The sequence below is a fragment of the [Clostridium] clostridioforme AGR2157 genome (genome assembly GCF_000424325.1).
Taxonomy (GTDB): domain Bacteria; phylum Bacillota; class Clostridia; order Lachnospirales; family Lachnospiraceae; genus Enterocloster; species Enterocloster clostridioformis_A.
This window is the reverse complement of the sequence record NZ_AUJR01000030.1, coordinates 37,988-55,447: the sequence shown is the minus strand read 5'-3', so window position 1 is coordinate 55,447 and position 17,460 is coordinate 37,988. Positions and strand designations below refer to the sequence as shown.

31 protein-coding genes are annotated in these 17,460 nt (G+C 46.7%); all 31 read left to right on the top strand.

Annotated elements, in window-relative coordinates; translation table 11 throughout:
• Nucleotides 1-10 precede the first annotated feature (10 nt).
• The 31 genes from rpsS (at nt 11) to G614_RS0113485 (ending at nt 17,458) form a co-directional block, all read left to right on the top strand.
• Complete coding sequence (gene rpsS / locus G614_RS0113630; RefSeq protein ID WP_002566510.1) at nt 11-295, top strand: 30S ribosomal protein S19; 285 nt, start codon at nt 11-13, stop codon at nt 293-295.
• Between the two features lie 83 nt (nt 296-378).
• Entirely contained in the window at nt 379-765 is a 387-nt protein-coding gene (gene rplV / locus G614_RS0113625) for a 50S ribosomal protein L22 (RefSeq protein WP_027642396.1), read from the top strand.
• Between the two features lie 9 nt (nt 766-774).
• The gene (gene rpsC, locus G614_RS0113620) at nt 775-1,431 is read left to right on the top strand and encodes a 30S ribosomal protein S3 (protein WP_027642395.1); all 657 of its coding nucleotides are present in this window, start codon (nt 775-777) and stop codon (nt 1,429-1,431) included.
• Nucleotides 1,431-1,868 carry a 50S ribosomal protein L16 gene (gene rplP / locus G614_RS0113615; RefSeq protein ID WP_002566507.1) on the top strand — a complete coding sequence of 146 codons (438 nt, stop codon included), beginning with the start codon at nt 1,431-1,433 and terminating at the stop codon, nt 1,866-1,868. The genes rpsC and rplP overlap by 1 nt, the downstream gene beginning before the upstream one ends.
• Entirely contained in the window at nt 1,858-2,061 is a 204-nt protein-coding gene (gene rpmC / locus G614_RS0113610; RefSeq protein WP_002566506.1) for a 50S ribosomal protein L29, read from the top strand. The genes rplP and rpmC overlap by 11 nt, the downstream gene beginning before the upstream one ends.
• A gap of 20 nt (nt 2,062-2,081) precedes the next feature.
• Nucleotides 2,082-2,336, top strand: coding sequence for a 30S ribosomal protein S17 (gene rpsQ / locus G614_RS0113605; protein ID WP_027642394.1), 255 nt, complete (start codon nt 2,082-2,084; stop codon nt 2,334-2,336).
• Between the two features lie 24 nt (nt 2,337-2,360).
• Nucleotides 2,361-2,729: a 50S ribosomal protein L14 gene (gene rplN, locus G614_RS0113600; protein ID WP_002566504.1), complete on the top strand. Its 369-nt coding sequence runs from the start codon at nt 2,361-2,363 to the stop codon at nt 2,727-2,729.
• 12 nt (nt 2,730-2,741) lie between these two features.
• Nucleotides 2,742-3,047 (top strand): 50S ribosomal protein L24, encoded by a 306-nt coding sequence (rplX, locus tag G614_RS0113595; RefSeq protein ID WP_027642393.1) that lies wholly within the window; start codon nt 2,742-2,744, stop codon nt 3,045-3,047.
• Between the two features lie 22 nt (nt 3,048-3,069).
• Nucleotides 3,070-3,609, top strand: a complete 540-nt coding sequence (rplE, locus tag G614_RS0113590; protein WP_027642392.1) for a 50S ribosomal protein L5 — start codon at nt 3,070-3,072, stop codon at nt 3,607-3,609.
• 16 nt (nt 3,610-3,625) lie between these two features.
• Nucleotides 3,626-3,811, top strand: a complete 186-nt coding sequence (locus G614_RS0113585; protein WP_002566501.1) for a type Z 30S ribosomal protein S14 — start codon at nt 3,626-3,628, stop codon at nt 3,809-3,811.
• A 132-nt stretch (nt 3,812-3,943) separates the two neighbouring features.
• On the top strand, nt 3,944-4,345 hold the full coding sequence (rpsH, locus tag G614_RS0113580; RefSeq protein ID WP_027642391.1) for a 30S ribosomal protein S8: 402 nt from the start codon (nt 3,944-3,946) through the stop codon (nt 4,343-4,345).
• 73 nt (nt 4,346-4,418) lie between these two features.
• A complete protein-coding gene (gene rplF, locus G614_RS0113575; protein ID WP_027642390.1) occupies nt 4,419-4,961 on the top strand; it encodes a 50S ribosomal protein L6 in 543 nt (180 codons plus the stop codon).
• Between the two features lie 17 nt (nt 4,962-4,978).
• Nucleotides 4,979-5,347 carry a 50S ribosomal protein L18 gene (gene rplR / locus G614_RS0113570; RefSeq protein WP_027642389.1) on the top strand — a complete coding sequence of 123 codons (369 nt, stop codon included), beginning with the start codon at nt 4,979-4,981 and terminating at the stop codon, nt 5,345-5,347.
• Nucleotides 5,348-5,364: 17 nt separating this feature from the next.
• The gene (gene rpsE, locus G614_RS0113565; RefSeq protein WP_002566497.1) at nt 5,365-5,874 is read left to right on the top strand and encodes a 30S ribosomal protein S5; all 510 of its coding nucleotides are present in this window, start codon (nt 5,365-5,367) and stop codon (nt 5,872-5,874) included.
• Between the two features lie 15 nt (nt 5,875-5,889).
• Entirely contained in the window at nt 5,890-6,072 is a 183-nt protein-coding gene (gene rpmD / locus G614_RS0113560; protein ID WP_027642388.1) for a 50S ribosomal protein L30, read from the top strand.
• Nucleotides 6,073-6,097: 25 nt separating this feature from the next.
• Nucleotides 6,098-6,538, top strand: a complete 441-nt coding sequence (gene rplO, locus G614_RS0113555) for a 50S ribosomal protein L15 (protein ID WP_027642387.1) — start codon at nt 6,098-6,100, stop codon at nt 6,536-6,538.
• Nucleotides 6,538-7,854 (top strand): preprotein translocase subunit SecY, encoded by a 1,317-nt coding sequence (secY, locus tag G614_RS0113550; RefSeq protein ID WP_027642386.1) that lies wholly within the window; start codon nt 6,538-6,540, stop codon nt 7,852-7,854. Before rplO ends, secY begins: the two co-directional genes overlap by 1 nt.
• Before the next feature lie 92 nt (nt 7,855-7,946).
• Entirely contained in the window at nt 7,947-8,591 is a 645-nt protein-coding gene (locus tag G614_RS0113545; RefSeq protein WP_027642385.1) for an adenylate kinase, read from the top strand.
• A gap of 3 nt (nt 8,592-8,594) precedes the next feature.
• Nucleotides 8,595-9,341, top strand: a complete 747-nt coding sequence (gene map, locus G614_RS0113540) for a type I methionyl aminopeptidase (RefSeq protein ID WP_027642384.1) — start codon at nt 8,595-8,597, stop codon at nt 9,339-9,341.
• 14 nt (nt 9,342-9,355) lie between these two features.
• Nucleotides 9,356-9,619, top strand: coding sequence for a KOW domain-containing RNA-binding protein (locus tag G614_RS0113535; RefSeq protein WP_027642383.1), 264 nt, complete (start codon nt 9,356-9,358; stop codon nt 9,617-9,619).
• 13 nt (nt 9,620-9,632) lie between these two features.
• Nucleotides 9,633-9,851 (top strand): translation initiation factor IF-1, encoded by a 219-nt coding sequence (gene infA, locus G614_RS0113530; RefSeq protein WP_027642382.1) that lies wholly within the window; start codon nt 9,633-9,635, stop codon nt 9,849-9,851.
• Nucleotides 9,852-9,980: 129 nt separating this feature from the next.
• Nucleotides 9,981-10,094: a 50S ribosomal protein L36 gene (gene rpmJ / locus G614_RS30035; RefSeq protein WP_003497809.1), complete on the top strand. Its 114-nt coding sequence runs from the start codon at nt 9,981-9,983 to the stop codon at nt 10,092-10,094.
• Between the two features lie 26 nt (nt 10,095-10,120).
• The gene (gene rpsM / locus G614_RS0113525; RefSeq protein ID WP_002576420.1) at nt 10,121-10,489 is read left to right on the top strand and encodes a 30S ribosomal protein S13; all 369 of its coding nucleotides are present in this window, start codon (nt 10,121-10,123) and stop codon (nt 10,487-10,489) included.
• 87 nt (nt 10,490-10,576) lie between these two features.
• On the top strand, nt 10,577-10,981 hold the full coding sequence (gene rpsK, locus G614_RS0113520) for a 30S ribosomal protein S11 (RefSeq protein ID WP_002566488.1): 405 nt from the start codon (nt 10,577-10,579) through the stop codon (nt 10,979-10,981).
• Nucleotides 10,982-11,007: 26 nt separating this feature from the next.
• The gene (gene rpsD / locus G614_RS0113515) at nt 11,008-11,601 is read left to right on the top strand and encodes a 30S ribosomal protein S4 (protein ID WP_027642381.1); all 594 of its coding nucleotides are present in this window, start codon (nt 11,008-11,010) and stop codon (nt 11,599-11,601) included.
• Nucleotides 11,602-11,774: 173 nt separating this feature from the next.
• On the top strand, nt 11,775-12,737 hold the full coding sequence (locus tag G614_RS0113510) for a DNA-directed RNA polymerase subunit alpha (RefSeq protein WP_002566486.1): 963 nt from the start codon (nt 11,775-11,777) through the stop codon (nt 12,735-12,737).
• Nucleotides 12,738-12,995: 258 nt separating this feature from the next.
• Nucleotides 12,996-13,532 (top strand): bL17 family ribosomal protein, encoded by a 537-nt coding sequence (locus tag G614_RS0113505; protein WP_027642380.1) that lies wholly within the window; start codon nt 12,996-12,998, stop codon nt 13,530-13,532.
• Nucleotides 13,533-13,728: 196 nt separating this feature from the next.
• Nucleotides 13,729-14,979, top strand: a complete 1,251-nt coding sequence (locus G614_RS0113500; protein WP_027642379.1) for an N-acetylmuramoyl-L-alanine amidase family protein — start codon at nt 13,729-13,731, stop codon at nt 14,977-14,979.
• 19 nt (nt 14,980-14,998) lie between these two features.
• A complete protein-coding gene (locus G614_RS31740; protein WP_162142760.1) occupies nt 14,999-15,259 on the top strand; it encodes a hypothetical protein in 261 nt (86 codons plus the stop codon).
• Between the two features lie 71 nt (nt 15,260-15,330).
• Nucleotides 15,331-16,317, top strand: a complete 987-nt coding sequence (locus G614_RS0113490; RefSeq protein WP_027642377.1) for a hypothetical protein — start codon at nt 15,331-15,333, stop codon at nt 16,315-16,317.
• 286 nt (nt 16,318-16,603) lie between these two features.
• The gene (locus G614_RS0113485) at nt 16,604-17,458 is read left to right on the top strand and encodes an energy-coupling factor transporter ATPase (protein ID WP_027642376.1); all 855 of its coding nucleotides are present in this window, start codon (nt 16,604-16,606) and stop codon (nt 17,456-17,458) included.
• Nucleotides 17,459-17,460: the final 2 nt, after the last annotated feature.

The following is a 17,460-nucleotide window of genomic DNA, read 5'->3' as shown; positions in this document are numbered from 1 at the left end:
TTAAGAACACATGGCTCGTTCACTGAAAAAAGGACCATTTGCAGATGCGCATCTGTTAAAGAAAGTAGACGCTATGAATGCAGCAGGACAGAAGCAGGTAATCAAGACCTGGTCCCGCCGTTCTACAATCTTCCCACAGATGGTTGGTCACACAATTGCAGTTCATGACGGCAGGAAACACGTTCCGGTATATGTAACCGAAGATATGGTAGGACATAAGCTGGGCGAATTCGTAGCAACCAGAACCTACAGAGGTCACGGTAAAGACGAGAAGAAGTCCGGCGTGAGAAAGTAATCCACGGTAAATTGAAATACCCTTCGGGTATACCATTATGCCCGGAAAAGAAGGGGCGTCAGAGTTGAAAGGAGGTTTTACCAATGGCAAAAGGACATAGATCCCAAGTCAAGAGAGAAAGAAATGCCCGGAAGGACACAAGACCAAGCGCAACATTATCTTACGCAAGAGTGTCTGTCCAGAAGGCTTGCTTTGTATTAGATGCCATCAGAGGCAAAGATTTACAGACCGCACTTGGTATTGTAACTTACAATCCCAGATACGCTTCCAGCTTAATCAAGAAGTTACTGGAATCAGCAGCAGCAAATGCTGAGAACAATAACGGAATGGACCCGGCAAAGCTTTATGTTGAAGAGTGCTACGCTAACCAGGGCCCGACCATGAAGAGAGTCAGACCAAGAGCTCAGGGACGTGCTTACAGAATCGAGAAGAGAATGAGCCACATCACTGTTGTTCTGAATGAGAGATAGGAGGCAAATATGGGACAGAAAGTTAATCCACACGGCTTAAGAGTCGGTGTTATTAAAGACTGGGATTCCAAGTGGTATGCAGAAGCTGATTTTGCTGACTGCCTGGTTGAAGATTACAATATGAGAAAGTTCCTGAAAAAGAGACTGTTCAGCGCCGGCATTTCCAAGATTGAAATCGAGCGTGCATCTGACAGGGTTAAGATTATCATCTACACCGCTAAGCCGGGCGTGGTTATCGGTAAGGGTGGTTCTGAAATCGAGAAGCTGAAGAAGGAAGTTCAGAAGCTGACCGACAAGAAGCTGTTCATCGACATTAAGGAAATCAAGCGTCCTGACAGGGATGCCCAGCTGGTTGCAGAATCCATCGCGGGACAGCTGGAAAACCGTGTTTCCTTCCGCCGTGCAATGAAGTCCACCATGGGCAGAACCATGAAGGCTGGCGTTAAGGGCATCAAGACCGCAGTTGCAGGCCGCCTGGGTGGAGCTGATATGGCACGTACCGAATTCTACAGCGAAGGTACCATCCCGCTTCAGACATTAAGAGCAGATATTGACTATGGTTTCGCAGAAGCAGATACAACCTATGGCAAGATTGGCGTTAAGGTATGGATCTACAAGGGCGAAGTTCTTCCTACTAAAGGAAACAAGGAAGGGAGCGATAAATAATGTTAATGCCTAAGAGAGTTAAGCGTCGTAAGCAGTTCCGTGGTTCCATGGCCGGTAAGGCATTAAGAGGCAACACGATTTCTAACGGCGAGTACGGTTTAGTCTCCACTGAACCATGTTGGATTAAATCAAACCAGATTGAGGCTGCCCGTGTGGCCATGACCCGTTACATCAAGCGTGGCGGTAAAGTCTGGATTAAGATTTTCCCGGATAAACCTGTAACAGCAAAGCCAGCAGAAACCCGTATGGGTTCCGGTAAAGGCGCTCTGGAGTACTGGGTAGCAGTTGTAAAGCCAGGCCGCGTATTATTCGAAATCGCTGGTGTACCAGAGGAAACAGCTAGAGAAGCTCTGCGTCTTGCTATGCACAAGCTGCCATGCAAGTGTAAGATTGTTTCTAAAGCAGATTTAGAAGGCGGTGATAACAGTGAAAACTAATAAATTTGTAGAAGAGTTAAAGAATAAGTCAGCAAATGAGCTGAATGAAGAGTTAGTAGCTGCGAAGAAGGAACTGTTCAATTTGAGATTCCAGAATGCAACCAATCAGCTGGATAACACCTCCAGGATTAAGGAAGTTCGCAAGAATATTGCCAGAATCCAGACTGTTATCACTGAGAAGGCTAACGCATAATGCGAAAGGAGACATTTACCGTGGAAAGAAATTTGAGAAAGACCCGTACCGGTAAAGTGGTCAGCAACAAGATGGATAAGACAATCGTAGTTGCTATTGAGGACCATATTAAACATCCTGTAATCGGTAAGATTGTTAAGAAGACTGTTAAGTTAAAGGCTCATGATGAAAAGAATGAGTGTACTATCGGTGATACAGTTAAAGTAATGGAAACAAGACCACTGTCCAAGGATAAGAGATGGAGACTTGTTGAGATTATCGAGAAAGCCAGATAATGAGATGAGGAAGGAGTAACAGGTATGGTTCAGCAGGAAACAAGACTTAAGGTTGCCGACAATACCGGTGCAAAAGAACTTCTCTGCATCCGTGTATTAGGTGGTTCAACCAGAAGATATGCAAATATCGGTGATATTATCGTTGCTTCCGTTAAAGATGCAACACCAGGCGGTGTTGTAAAGAAGGGCGATGTTGTAAAGGCTGTAGTGGTACGTACCGTTAAGGGCGCACGCCGTAAAGACGGTTCTTACATCAGATTTGATGAGAACGCAGCAGTAATTATTAAGGACGACAAGACTCCAAGAGGAACTCGTATCTTTGGGCCTGTAGCAAGAGAATTAAGAGACAAACAGTTCATGAAGATTGTCTCCTTAGCTCCCGAAGTATTATAAGGAGGTGTTACTGTGAATAAGATTAAGAAGGACGACTTAGTAGTCGTAATCGCAGGTAAAGATAAAGATAAGCAGGGAAAGGTTATCTCTGTTGATACAAAGAAGAACAAAATTCTGGTTCAGGGCTGCAACATGGTTACCAAGCACACAAAGCAGACTCCCGGAAACCTACAGGGCGGCATCGTTAACAAGGAAGCTCCTATTGATATTTCCAATGTAATGCTGGTAGTAGACGGCAAGGCAACCAGAGTCGGATTTGAAGAAAAAGACGGCAAGAAGGTTCGCGTAGCAAAGACAACCGGCAAAGTAATCGACTAATTCAGGAGAGGAGGAAAAAACGTTGGCTAGATTAAAAGAACAGTATCAGAACGAAATGGTAGACGCTCTGATGAAAAAATTTGGATATAAGAACGTTATGCAGGTGCCGAAGCTTGATAAGATTGTTATCAACATGGGCGTAGGCGAAGCTAAGGAAAATGCCAAGGTTCTGGATTCTGCTGTAAGGGATTTGGAAATCATCTCCGGACAGAAGGCTGTAACCACCAAGGCAAAGAAGTCCATTGCTAACTTTAAGCTCCGTGAAGGCATGGCAATCGGCTGCAAGGTAACACTGCGCGGCGAGAGGATGTATGAATTCCTTGACCGTCTGGTAAACCTGGCACTGCCCCGTGTACGTGACTTTAGAGGTGTTAACCCTAACGCATTTGATGGCAGGGGAAACTATGCGCTCGGTATCAAAGAGCAGCTTATCTTCCCTGAGATTGAGTACGACAAAGTTGACAAGGTAAGAGGTATGGATATCATCTTCGTTACCACCGCTAAGACTGACGAAGAAGCTCGTGAACTTTTGACATTATTCAATATGCCGTTTGCAAAATAGTTAGGAGGAAACTTTCATGGCTAAGACTTCAATGAAGATTAAACAGCAGCGTCCGGCTAAATTCTCCACCAGAGAGTACAACCGCTGCAGAATCTGTGGCCGTCCACATGCATACTTAAGAAAATACGGCATCTGCCGTATCTGTTTCCGCGAGTTAGCATACAAGGGTCAGATTCCTGGCGTTAAGAAAGCTAGCTGGTAGGCATTTATCACTTGGCGAGGTTCTTTACGAGCTTAGTGATAAAGCCGATACTCTGAACGCAGAGAGGAGTATCCTCCCTATAAAACGCATTGGGGAGCAGGAGAATATTTATAGAGAAGGAGGCATTTTAAAATGACAATGAGCGATCCGATTGCAGATATGCTTACAAGAATCCGTAATGCAAATACTGCAAAACATGATACAGTAGACGTACCTTCATCCAAGATGAAAATAGCTATCGCTGACATCCTGGTAAAAGAGGGGTATGTCGCAAAGTACGACATGGTAGAGGACGGCGGTTTCGCAACCATCAGAATCACCTTAAAGTATGGCAAAGATAAGAACGAGAAAATCATTTCCGGTATCAAGAGAATCTCCAAACCGGGTCTGCGTGTATACGCTAACAAGGAAGAGCTTCCCAAGGTACTGGGCGGACTTGGCACCGCTATCATTTCCACTAACCAGGGCGTGATTACAGATAAGGAAGCACGTCAGTTAGGCGTTGGCGGCGAAGTATTGGCATTTGTTTGGTAATGATGAGATAGAGGAAACTGAAAACAGAAGGAACGCACAGTTCCTTCCGAGAATTTAAGTAGGAGGTAAAGGCATGTCACGTATCGGTAGAATGCCAGTTGCGGTTCCGGCAGGAGTTACTGTTACAATCGCAGAAGGAAACAAAGTGACTGTAAAAGGTCCAAAGGGAACATTGGAGAGAGCGCTCCCAGTAGAGATGTCCATTGAACAGAAAGACGGACAGATTATCGTAAGCAGACCAAACGATTTAAAGAAGATGAAATCTTTACATGGTCTGACCAGAACCCTGGTTAACAACATGATTCATGGTGTTACGGAAGGGTATGAGAAGGTTCTTGAAGTAAACGGTGTTGGTTACAGAGCTGCTAAGCAGGGCAGGAAGCTTACCCTGAACCTGGGCTATTCCCATCCGGTAGAGATGGAAGACCCAGAGGGCATTGAGACCGTTATGGAAGGTCAGAACAAGATTATCGTTAAAGGTATCAGTAAAGAAAAAGTTGGCCAATACGCTGCTGAAATCAGAGACAAGAGAAGACCTGAGCCGTACAAGGGCAAGGGTATCAAGTATGCTGACGAGGTTATCAGACGTAAAGTTGGTAAGACTGGTAAGAAATAATTAAGGAGAGTGTAAAAATGGTTAACAAACAGTCAAGAAGCGAAATTCGCGTAAAGAAACACAACAGAATGCGTAACCGTTTTGCTGGCACAGCAGAGAGACCGCGTCTGGCAGTGTTTAGAAGTAATAATCATATGTATGCTCAAATTATCGACGATACGGTTGGTAACACCTTGGTTGCCGCTTCCACAGTTGAGAAAGAAGTAAAGGCTGAACTGGAGAAGACCAACGATAAGGCAGCTGCAGCATATGTAGGTACAGTCATTGCAAAGAGAGCCCTTGAAAAAGGTATCAAGGAAGTTGTTTTCGATAGAGGCGGCTTTATATATCAGGGCAAAATTCAGGCATTAGCAGATGCAGCCCGCGAGGCTGGTCTGGATTTCTAATAGAGAGGAGAACAAGCATGAAGCGTACAATTATTGATGCCAGTCAGATGGAGCTGAATGACAAAGTAGTGGCAATCAAGAGAGTATCCAAGACTGTTAAAGGTGGACGTACCATGAGATTTTCCGCTCTGGTAGTAGTTGGTGACGGCAATGGCCACGTTGGCGCAGGTTTAGGAAAGGCCGGCGAGGTTCCGGAGGCTATCCGCAAAGGTAAAGAAGCCGCAATTAAGAATCTGGTAGAGATTCCTGTAGATGAGAATAAGAGTATCCCACATGATTTTATCGGTAAATTCGGAAGTGCAGCTGTTCTGTTAAAGAGAGCTCCTGAAGGTACTGGTGTTATCGCCGGCGGTCCGGCGCGTTCCGTACTGGAGATGGCAGGAATCAAGAACATCCGTACAAAATCTTTAGGGTCCAATAACAAGACAAATGTAGTCCTTGCAACTCTTGCAGGCCTTACTTCCTTAAAGACTCCGGAAGAATTCGCAAGACTGCGCGGCAAATCTGTGGAAGAAATCGTAGGCTAATAGGAGGAGAAAGACATGGCAGAGAAATTAAAAATCACATTAGTCAAGTCCCCTATCGGTGCTGTTCCAAAGCAGAAAGCAACGGTTAAGGCTCTTGGACTGACCAAGATGCACAAGACGGTTGAGATGCCAGATAATGGCGCTGTCAGAGGCATGGTCGCAGCAGTGCGGCATTTAGTAAAAGTGGAAGAAATCTAATCAGATAAAGTTAGGAGGTGCAGTCATGGAGTTATCAAATTTACAGCCTGCTGCAGGTTCAAAGCACAGCGATAATTTTAGAAGAGGCCGTGGCCACGGTTCAGGTAATGGTAAGACCGCTGGTAAGGGCCATAAGGGTCAGAAGGCTCGTTCCGGAGCAACAAGACCTGGCTTTGAAGGCGGACAGATGCCTTTATACAGACGTCTGCCAAAGCGTGGTTTCACTAATATGAATTCTAAGACCATTGTTGGTATTAACGTAAGCGCTCTGGAAAGGTTCGATAATGATGCTGAGGTTACGGTTGAGACCTTAATCGAGGCTGGCATCGTTAAGAACCCAAGAGATGGTGTTAAGATTCTTGGAAATGGAGAATTAACCAAAAAGCTGACCGTTAAGGTTAATGCATTCAGTGAAGGTGCAAAATCTAAAATCGAAGCTTTAGGTGGAACCTGCGAGGTGATCTAATGTTTAAAACGATCAGAAATGCATTTAAGGTAAAAGAGCTTCGCACTAAGATTCTCTATACCTTCATGATGCTGGTGGTCATCCGTTTTGGCAGCCAGCTGCCGATTCCGGGAATTGAGACATCATTCTTTGCGAATTGGTTTGCGAAACAGACAACGGATGTGTTTGGCTTCTTTAATGCCATGACAGGTGGTTCATTTTCATCTATGTCCATCTTTGCCCTGAGCATTACGCCATACATCACATCTTCCATTATCATCCAGCTGCTGACCATTGCGATTCCTAAACTGGAAGAGCTGCAGAAGGATGGCGAGGACGGAAGAAAGAAGATTCAGGAATACACCCGTTACACCACCGTGGGCCTGGCACTGATTGAATCAAGTGCCATGGCCATCGGCTTCGGACGTCAGGGACTTCTTATAGACTATAACGCGTGGAACATCATCATCGCCATCGTAACCATGACAACGGGCAGCGCCCTGCTCATGTGGATCGGCGAGCAGATTACGGAAAAGGGCGTTGGAAACGGTATCTCAATCGTGCTGTTATTCAACATCCTGTCCAGTGTGCCGGATGATATGAAAACCCTTTATTACCGTTTTATCTTCGGACAGACGGTCACAAAGATGATTTTCAGTGTTGTAGTGATTGCCCTGGTTATCCTGGCTATGGTAGTTTTCGTCATCGTGCTGAACGATGCCGAGAGAAGAATTCCGGTCCAGTATTCCAAGAAGATGGTTGGCCGTAAGATGGTTGGCGGACAGGCTTCCAACATCCCACTGAAGATAAATACCGCAGGTGTTATGCCGGTAATCTTTGCTTCTTCCATCATGTCATTCCCGGTGGTGATTTCTCAGTTCTTTACGATTGACCCAAACTCCATCGGCAGTAAGATTCTGATGGTGCTCAATTCGGGTTCATGGTGCAGGCCTGAGTATCCTATATACTCCATCGGTCTGGTGATTTATATTGCATTGCTGATTATGTTCGCTTACTTCTATACGTCCATTACCTTTAATCCGTTGGAAGTGGCTAATAACATGAAGAAGCAGGGCGGCTTTATCCCAGGCATCCGTCCTGGCAAGCCAACCAGCGATTATTTGAATAAGATATTGAATTATATTGTTTTTATTGGTGCATGCGGCCTGATAGTCATTGCGGTTGTTCCGATTCTTGCGTCCGGTTTACTCAATGTGAGCCGTATCTCGTTTTCCGGAACATCCCTGATTATTATCGTAGGCGTTGTGCTTGAGACAATCAAAGCAGTAGAATCTCAGATGCTTGTGCGTTATTATAAGGGATTTTTGAACGATTAACAACCACAGTTGAATCAATCGATCTGCCTTTGTGGTATTCCACAGGGGCGGATTTGTTGTATTTATAGCTTATAATGAGGAGGACTGGGTTTATGAAGATTATCATGTTAGGCGCACCTGGTGCCGGCAAGGGCACTCAGGCAAAAAAGATTGCAGCAAAATATCAGATTCCCCACATCTCGACCGGGGACATTTTCCGGGCCAACATTAAGAACGGCACGGAGCTGGGTATGAAAGCGAAGTCCTATATGGATGCAGGCGGCCTTGTGCCCGATGAAATCACCATCGGCATGCTGCTCGACCGCATTCATGAGCCGGACTGCAGGAACGGATATGTACTGGACGGATTCCCAAGGACCATCCCCCAGGCAGAGAGCCTTACAAAGGCCCTGGGCGACATGGGTGAGGCCATTGACTATGCAGTCAATGTGGATGTTCCGGATGAGAACATCATAAACCGTATGTCCGGACGCCGCGCATGCCTTTCCTGCGGCGCAACATATCACATCGTATACAATCCTCCTAAAAAGGAAGGAATCTGTGATGTATGCGGCCAGCAGCTGGTACTTAGGGATGATGATAAACCTGAAACTGTTAAGAAGCGTCTTGATGTCTATCATGACCAGACCCAGCCTCTCATAGAGTATTATAAAAAGGCAGGCGTTTTAGCCGAGGTAGATGGCACATTGGATATGGAAGAAGTATTCCAGGCCATTGTCAGGATTTTAGGAGCATAAAGAATGGTAACGATTAAATCAGAACGGGAAATTGAATTAATGCGGGAAGCAGGGCGTATACTTTCAAAGGTCCATGAGGAGCTTGGCAAGACCCTGGTACCGGGGATGTCTACCAAAGAAATCGACCGGATGTGTGAGGATATGATAAGAAGTCATGGATGCGTTCCATCCTTTCTGAATTATCAGGGTTTTCCGGCATCTGTGTGTATATCCATTAACGATGAGGTGGTTCACGGCATTCCGGATAAGCACCGCTATCTGGAAGAAGGGGATATCGTCAGCCTGGATACAGGCGTTATATGGAAGGGATATCAGTCCGATGCAGCCAGAACCCATATGATTGGAGAAGTGAGCGGGGAGGCCAGGAAACTGGTAGAGGTGACACAGCAGAGCTTTTTTGAAGGTATAAAGTACGCAAAAGCTGGCAATCATCTCAATGATATTTCCAAAGCCATTCAGGAATATGCAGAAAGCTTTGGCTTCGGAGTGGTCCGGGACCTGGTAGGTCACGGAATCGGTACGGAGATGCACGAGGCACCGGAGATTCCCAATTTTGCCCAGCGCCGTAAAGGCATCAGGCTGGCAGCCGGAATGACACTCGCAATTGAACCTATGATTACTGCAGGGCGCTATGATGTAGTATGGGAGGATGACGGCTGGACCGTTGTGACAGAGGACGGCTCTCTGGCATCCCATTATGAGAACACCATCCTGATTACGGATGGCGAACCTGAGATTTTATCGCTGTAGTTTGAGGTGGCCCTATGGTAGAGTTTAAGGAAGCCGGCCTGGTAAAGAGCTTAGCAGGTCACGACAAAAATGAACTGTATATCATAATCAGTGTCCAAGGGGAATATGTTTATCTGTCAGACGGCAGGAAACACCCTTTAAGTAAACAGAAACGCAAGAACCGGAAGCACTTGCAGCTCATAGATGAGCACGATGAAACCTTAAGGAAGAAGCTTACAGAAGGCGCGGCGGTGAGGGATGAGGAGATAGCAGGCTTCATCCGCAGCCGCAGGCAGTAGGAGGTAAAATAGAATGTCAAAGGCAGACGTAATTGAAATTGAGGGAACCGTAACTGAAAAATTACCCAACGCCATGTTCCAGGTTGAACTGGAGAACGGCCATCAGGTACTGGCACACATCAGCGGAAAGCTTCGTATGAACTATATCCGCATCCTGCCGGGAGATAAAGTGACCATTGAGCTGTCGCCATATGATTTATCCAAGGGCAGAATCATTTGGAGAGATAAATAAGCGGCGTTTTTTGGAGCGCTGCCCCGGAAAAGAACATAAAACACAATAGATAAAAAGTGCTTGCATTATTGGTAAATGTTTGATATAATGCTTTAGCAACTTTGTTGGTCTATAGAAAGGAGAATTACTGTGAAGGTTAGATCATCCGTAAAGCCGATCTGCGAAAAATGTAAGATCATAAAGAGAAAAGGCAGTATCAGAGTAATTTGTGAAAATCCAAAGCATAAACAGAGACAAGGTTAATTAAAATTAGGAGGTGTACTACACACATGGCTCGTATTTCAGGTGTTGACTTACCAAGAGAAAAACGTGTTGAGATCGGTCTTACTTACATCTACGGTATCGGCAGAGCAAGCTCCAACCGCATCTTAACGGCAGCTGGCGTTAACCCAGACACGCGTGTTAAGGATTTAACCGATGATGAGGTAAAAAAGCTGGCTAACATCATTGCTGAGACTCAGACTGTTGAAGGTGATCTTCGTAGAGAGATTGCTATGAACATCAAGAGACTTCAGGAAATTGGATGCTACAGAGGAATCCGTCATAGAAAGAGCCTGCCGGTTCGCGGTCAGAAGACAAAGACCAACGCCAGAACCTGCAAGGGTCCGAGAAAGACAGTAGCAAACAAGAAGAAATAATTAGTAACATTGTAACCGAATTCGATTTACATGTTTTAAAAACAGGAAGAGCGAATTCAAGAAAATGAGAAAGTAGGTTAGTTTAAAATGGCTAAAAAAGTGTCCACTACAGCTAAAAAAGTGACAAAAAAGCGTGTAAAGAAAAACGTTGAACGCGGACAGGCACATATCCAGTCATCTTTTAATAACACAATTGTTACATTAACTGATGCGCAGGGTAACGCTCTTTCATGGGCTAGTGCCGGTGGTCTTGGATTTAGAGGTTCAAGAAAATCTACTCCTTATGCAGCCCAGATGGCGGCAGAAACTGCTACTAAGGCAGCTCTCGTACATGGCTTAAAATCCGTAGACGTTATGGTAAAGGGTCCTGGTTCAGGACGTGAAGCAGCAATCCGTGCCCTTCAGGCATGTGGATTGGAAGTAACCAGCATCAAGGACGTGACACCGGTTCCACATAACGGATGCCGTCCGCCAAAACGTAGAAGAGTCTGATTGATTTTAATTAGGAGGTAATTAAAGTGGCAGTAGATAGAGTTCCTGTTCTTAAAAGATGTAGATCCCTTGGTCTGGATCCAATCTATTTAGGAATTGATAAAAAGTCCAACAGAGAATCCAAGAGAACAAACAAAAAGTTAAGTGAATACGGCATGCAGTTAAGAGAAAAGCAGAAAGCCAAATTCATTTACGGCGTATTAGAGAAACCTTTCCGTAATTACTATGCCAAGGCATCCAAGATGAACGGTATGGTAGGTACAAACCTGATGATCCTGTTAGAGTGCAGACTGGACAACGTGCTGTTCCGCATGGGTCTGGGCCGTACACGTAAGGAAGCAAGACAGATTGTTGACCATAAGCACATTCTGGTTAACGGCAAGCCGGTTAACATTCCATCCTACCGCGTTAAGGTCGGCGATGTCATCGAAGTGAAGGAGAAGTACAAATCCGCACAGAGATACAAAGACATCCTGGAAGTAACCGGCGGGCGTATGGTTCCGGCCTGGCTGGATGTAGACCAGGAGAACCTGCGCGGTACAGTTAAGGAAATGCCAACCAGGGATGAGATTGATGTTCCGGTAAACGAAATGCTTATCGTCGAGTTGTACTCAAAGTAATCCTACAATTGACTATAAATTGTACAAGGTATGCCTGTCCTCTGTGGGGCAGGCGTACTTTGCAGGATGAAAAACCCGAACTTACGCCTTGGGCTGTGTTTGGGCAGTGCACTGCTTTGCAGTGCTTTATTTCCCTCGAGATTTGATAGAAACCCAAAAAGGAGGGGCTATTAGTGTTCGATTTTGAAAAACCAAACATTGAAATCGCAGAGATTTCAGAAGACAAGAGATACGGCAAGTTTGTAGTTGAACCACTTGAGAGAGGTTACGGCACTACGCTGGGCAATTCCTTAAGGAGAATCATGCTTTCTTCTTTACCCGGAGCCGCAGTGAGTCAGGTGAAAATCGATGGCGTTTTGCATGAGTTCAGTTCCATCCCCGGAGTTAAGGAAGATGTGACTGAAATTATTATGAACATCAAAAGCTTAGCGATTAAGAACAACAGCGATACCGATGAGCCCAAGGTTGCATACATTGAATTTGAAGGCGAAGGTGTAATTACTGCAGCTGATATCCAGGCAGATGCTGATATCGAGATTATGAATCCAGACCAGATTATTGCCACATTAAGCGGCGGCACGGACAGCAAGTTCTATATGGAGCTTACCATCACCAAAGGCCGCGGCTATATCAGCGCCGATAAGAATAAGAACGACGATTTACCAATCGGGGTCATAGCAGTTGATTCCATCTACACTCCTGTGGAGCGCGTGAATATGGCGGTAGCCAATACGCGTGTGGGACAGCAGACGGACTACGATAAGCTTACACTTGAGATTTATACCAACGGCACCCTGGCTCCCGATGAGGCTGTCAGCCTGGCCGCCAAGGTATTAAGCGAGCACCTGAACCTGTTCATTGACCTTTCCGAGAATGCCAAGACCGCTGAAATCATGGTAGAGAAGGAAGACAATGAGAAAGAGAAAGTGCTTGAGATGAATATCGACGAACTGGAGCTTTCCGTTCGTTCCTACAACTGTCTGAAGAGGGCCGGCATCAACACGGTGGAAGAACTGTGCAACAGGACCTCAGAGGATATGATGAAGGTTCGTAACTTAGGCCGCAAGTCCTTAGAGGAAGTGCTGGCTAAGTTAAAGGAATTAGGCTTACAGCTGAATCCAAGCGACGACAATTAAGCGACCGAACGCAGTGAGGGAGCGCTGCGCAGACGCAGCGAAGCGGAGTTTGCGATTCCCGTACCGACCGAACGCAGTGAGGGAGCGCTGCGCAGACGCAGCGAAGCGGAGTTTGCAGTGAGGGAGCTTTACTCCCGGTCAGTAAGTCCAAAGAAGCATGACTGAGAGAGCCAAATAGAATAAGTGGGCGAAAACGCCAATGCCAGTAAGTCCAAAGAAGCATGGTGAAGGTGTTCCACAATAATGGAGGAAAATACAATGGCAGGATATAGAAAATTAGGAAGAACTTCCGACCAGAGAAAAGCTTTAATCAGAAGCCAGGTAACAGCACTGTTATATCATGGACACATCAGGACAACTGAGACCCGTGCAAAGGAAATCCGCAAGGTTGCAGAAGGCCTGATTGCCATGGCAGTTAAGGAGAAGGACAACTTCGAGACTGTAAAGGTTACCGCTAAGGTTGCCCGCAAGGACAAAGACGGCAAGAGGGTTAAGGAAGTTGTAGACGGCAAGAAAGTTACCGTATACGATGAAGTAGAGAAGGAAATCAAGAAGGATCTGCCTTCCAGACTGCATGCCAGAAGGCAGATGTTAAAGGTTCTCTACGGAGTAACCGAAGTTCCGGCGGAGGCTGCTGGAAGGAAGAAAAATACCAAGTCTGTTGACCTGGTAGCTAAGATTTTTGACGACGTTGCTCCAAAGTACGCAGGCCGTAATGGTGGTTACACCAGAATCGTTAAGATTGGCCAGCGTAAGGGTGATGGCGCTATGGAAGTTCTGATTGAGTTAGTATAATTCCATTGGAATCGTGCAGAAGGCTGCAGATACGGTAAACGTGTCTGCAGTTTTTTTAGTTCCTGAAATAATCGTGAAAATATCGCAAGAATATCGTAAGTTGACGCAAAACTGTCCCCTGGTCTATAATAGAACCAGGAAAAGAAGAAACAAGGAAAGTGCAGCAAGGGGGAATCCTTGGAGGAGGTTGAATTTCATGAGAAGCATGAAGCGATTGTTATGTCTGGCCCTGGCCACCGGTACGCTGATTACAGCGATGCCCATCCAGTCCCTGGCATCATCTGATTATAAGTATATCACGAACATCTCTTTGAAGGTGGATATAGACCTGGATTCAGGGGATGAAATCAATGATGGTGACAGCCTGGGAACGGATTCCAGCGACAGCGGGAACAAGGTATACACTTCATCGAACAAATACAGGGTTCAGTCAGCAGAGTGGTCCAATGATAAGGAGGTGACTATTGGCGACACGCCAAAGATAACCGTATGGCTGGAGCCGGAGAGTTCCAGCAACAGTAATTATGATTACCGTTTCCGCAGCAGCTACAGTTCAGGAAGCGTCAGCGTCAGCGGAGGAACCTTTGTGTCTGCATCCAAAAGCGGAAGCGACCTTAAGGTGGTAATCAGGGCCAGCGGCATCAAGGGAACCTACGACCCGCCGGAAGACGCGGAATGGGGTAATACCCGGGGCAGAGCCAGATGGGAGGAACCGGAGAACGGCGGTTCCGGATACTATGACGTATATTTATACCGCGGCTCATCCGTTGTCAAGAAGCTGGAGGAGTACAAGGGAACATCCTATAATTTTTATCCCTACATGACCAAGGAAGGTGATTATTCCTTTAAGGTAAGAACCGTTCCCCACACAGAGGAGGAAAAAAAACGCGGTAAGAAGAGCGAATGGACAGAAGCAGGAGACTTATATATCGCTGAGGACGAGGTCTCTGACGGCACCGGACAGGAAGGCGGCAACGGCAGTACTCCCAGCGGAGGAAACACGGACGTTGGATGGCGCAAGGAAGGCGACACATGGTATTTTAAATATCCTGACGGCAACTACCAGAAAAACGGCTGGCTGAGATGGAATGATAAATGGTATCTGTTCGATGAGGCCGGCAAGATGATAACGGGCTGGAAACAGACCAACAGCGGATGGTACTACCTGGGTGAAAACGGCGACATGAAGACAGGCTGGGTAAAGTCCAATAACACTTGGTATTATATGAATCCCAACCAGGACGGACCGGAAGGCGCCATGGTAAAGAACAGCTGGCTCACCATTGACGGAAAGACGTATTTCATGAATGAAAGCGGCGCCATGGTAGAGGGATGGTACAAGGTCCAGGATAATTGGTACTACTTCTATCCGGGACAGGGGCAGAAGGCTGTGAGCACATCCATCAGCGGTTTCCAGTTAGACGCCAATGGAGTATGGCAGCATTAAGGTAAGCGGTTTGCGATTTGTGGCAAAAAGAGATATGACGGCATTTTTCATAGATAAAGGAAGGATAGTTGAAAGGAGATGCTATGAAAAGAAGCAGATTTTGTTTTACAGCTGCTGCCGTTGCTTGATGGTATTTGGCCTGAGCATGAGTGCTCAGGCTAAAACCACATATACGCTGGAGATTACCAACCAGTACGACACAGAGGGCACCGGGCATTACCGACGGTACCTGGGGGGATTATCAGGAGGGAAGGCGTTTTACCTATCAGGATGGGACTAGATGGCAGTGGGGCCTGGATTCATTGACGCAGAGGTACAGTTTATGGTTTGCAGTGAAAGGGAGAGTGTGATATGAGGAGACTGAAACAGCAGGCAGTCATTTGGATGTCAGGGGCGCTGCTGATGTTAATGTGCGGGACGGCCATGGCATCCACAAGGACAGAGATAGACAGTATATCCCTGGATGTAGAGTCGAATATTGAGGCAGGTGACAGTTCCGGCGATGTGGATGTGACCTGCGATTCCGGCGACTATTATGTGGACGATATAGAGATAACCAATGAGCCTAAAAATGGATGGGATGACGGCGATAAGCCAAAGCTTAAGGTCACGGTGGAGGCAGAGGAGGATTATTACTTTTCTTCCGGTCTGTCTAAAAATGATGTGGACTTAAGAGGGGCAGAGGGCAAAGTTACATCTGTTACCAGAAAGAGCAGCACCTTGATTGTATACATTACTCTGGATTCCCTGGACGGCAGTGACAGCGGATATGATTTGGATGTCTACGGGCTGGAATGGGATGAATCCGACGGCATGGCCTCATGGGAGGACAGCGGGGACGCAAGGAAATACGAGGTAAGGCTTTACCGCAACGATAATTCCGTGACCTCCGTACTTACAACCTCGGATACCAGTTATGATTTTTCCGGTTATATAACAAAAAGCGGTGACTATATGTTTAAGGTCAGGGCCGTGTACAGCTCCTCTGACAAGGGAAGCTGGGAGGAATCCGATTCCTGGTATGTCTCATCTGAGGAAGCGGATGAAATCAACGATGGCAGAAGGACATACGGCTCATCCTCATCCAATTACAAAGGCGCATGGCTCAGGGATACGGTGGGCTGGTGGTATTGCAATGCGGATAAGAGTTATACGGTGAATAACTGGCAATATATTGATGACAGGTGGTATTTCTTCAATGCTGCGGGATACATGGTAACGGGCTGGATTGACTGGAACGGGAGATGGTATTACTGCGGAGACGACGGAGCCATGTATTATGACACCACCACACCGGATGGGTATTATGTGGGGGATGACGGGGCCTGGGTGCAGTGACGCACAGATAGTTGGATATGGAAAAGCGGCAGATAGAGTAACAAGAAAAGAAAATACGCTGTATACATTTTGTCACAAAGCGAATCCCCGGTGAGCTTAAAAACTCTCAGGGGATTTTTTTACCATATGGATATCCTTCCGCCCGGGCCCGGTTTTGCAGCTGACGCTGGTTTTTGCCGCAGCCATGGTCCTGGAATGGGATTATTGCGCCGCTGCTCTTGACTTCTATAGTAATATCAACTAAAATTGAGAAACGTAGCAGTACGAAGGTTTTGAAAGGACGCATATGGGAATCGTTAAAGCTGCAAAGCTGGTATATGAGTATATCAGGCGCGATGAGGAAGAAAATATAGAAGAAGTGAACCGGGCCATTGACGGTGTGGATGTGGATATAAAAAGGGGAGATTTTGTGGCTGTGCTGGGCCATAATGGTTCCGGCAAGTCTACTCTGGCCAAACATGTCAACGGTCTCCTGCTGCCCACGGAGGGAACCGTATGGGTGGGAGATATGGATACCAGGGATGAGGAACATATCTGGGATGTGCGCAAGACCGCCGGCATGGTGTTCCAGAATCCGGATAACCAGATCATTGGCAATATCGTGGAGGAGGATGTGGGCTTTGGACCGGAGAATATAGGCGTGCCCACGGAAGAGATATGGAAGCGTGTGGAGGCGAGCCTGAAAGCAGTTGGAATGACCGCCTACCGGCTCCAGTCCCCCAATAAGCTTTCCGGAGGCCAGAAGCAGAGGGTGGCCATAGCAGGCGTCATGGCCATGAAGCCGGAGTGTATTATTTTGGACGAGCCCACTGCCATGCTGGACCCTAACGGCCGCAGGGAGGTCATACGGACCATACATGAGTTAAACCGGACAGAAGGCATCACGGTCCTGCTGATTACCCATTATATGGAGGAGGCCATTGAAGCTGACAGAATCATCGTCATGGACGACGGCAGGATTGTCATGGACGGACAGCCAAGGGAGATATTCTCCAGGGTCAAAGAGCTGAAGAGCCATGGGCTGGACGTGCCCCAGGTGACAGAACTGGCCGAGGAGCTTAGGGAGGCAGGGATGCCCCTTACAGATGGAATCCTTAGCAGGGAAGAGCTGGTGGAACAGCTGGTACCCCTTCTGAGATAGAG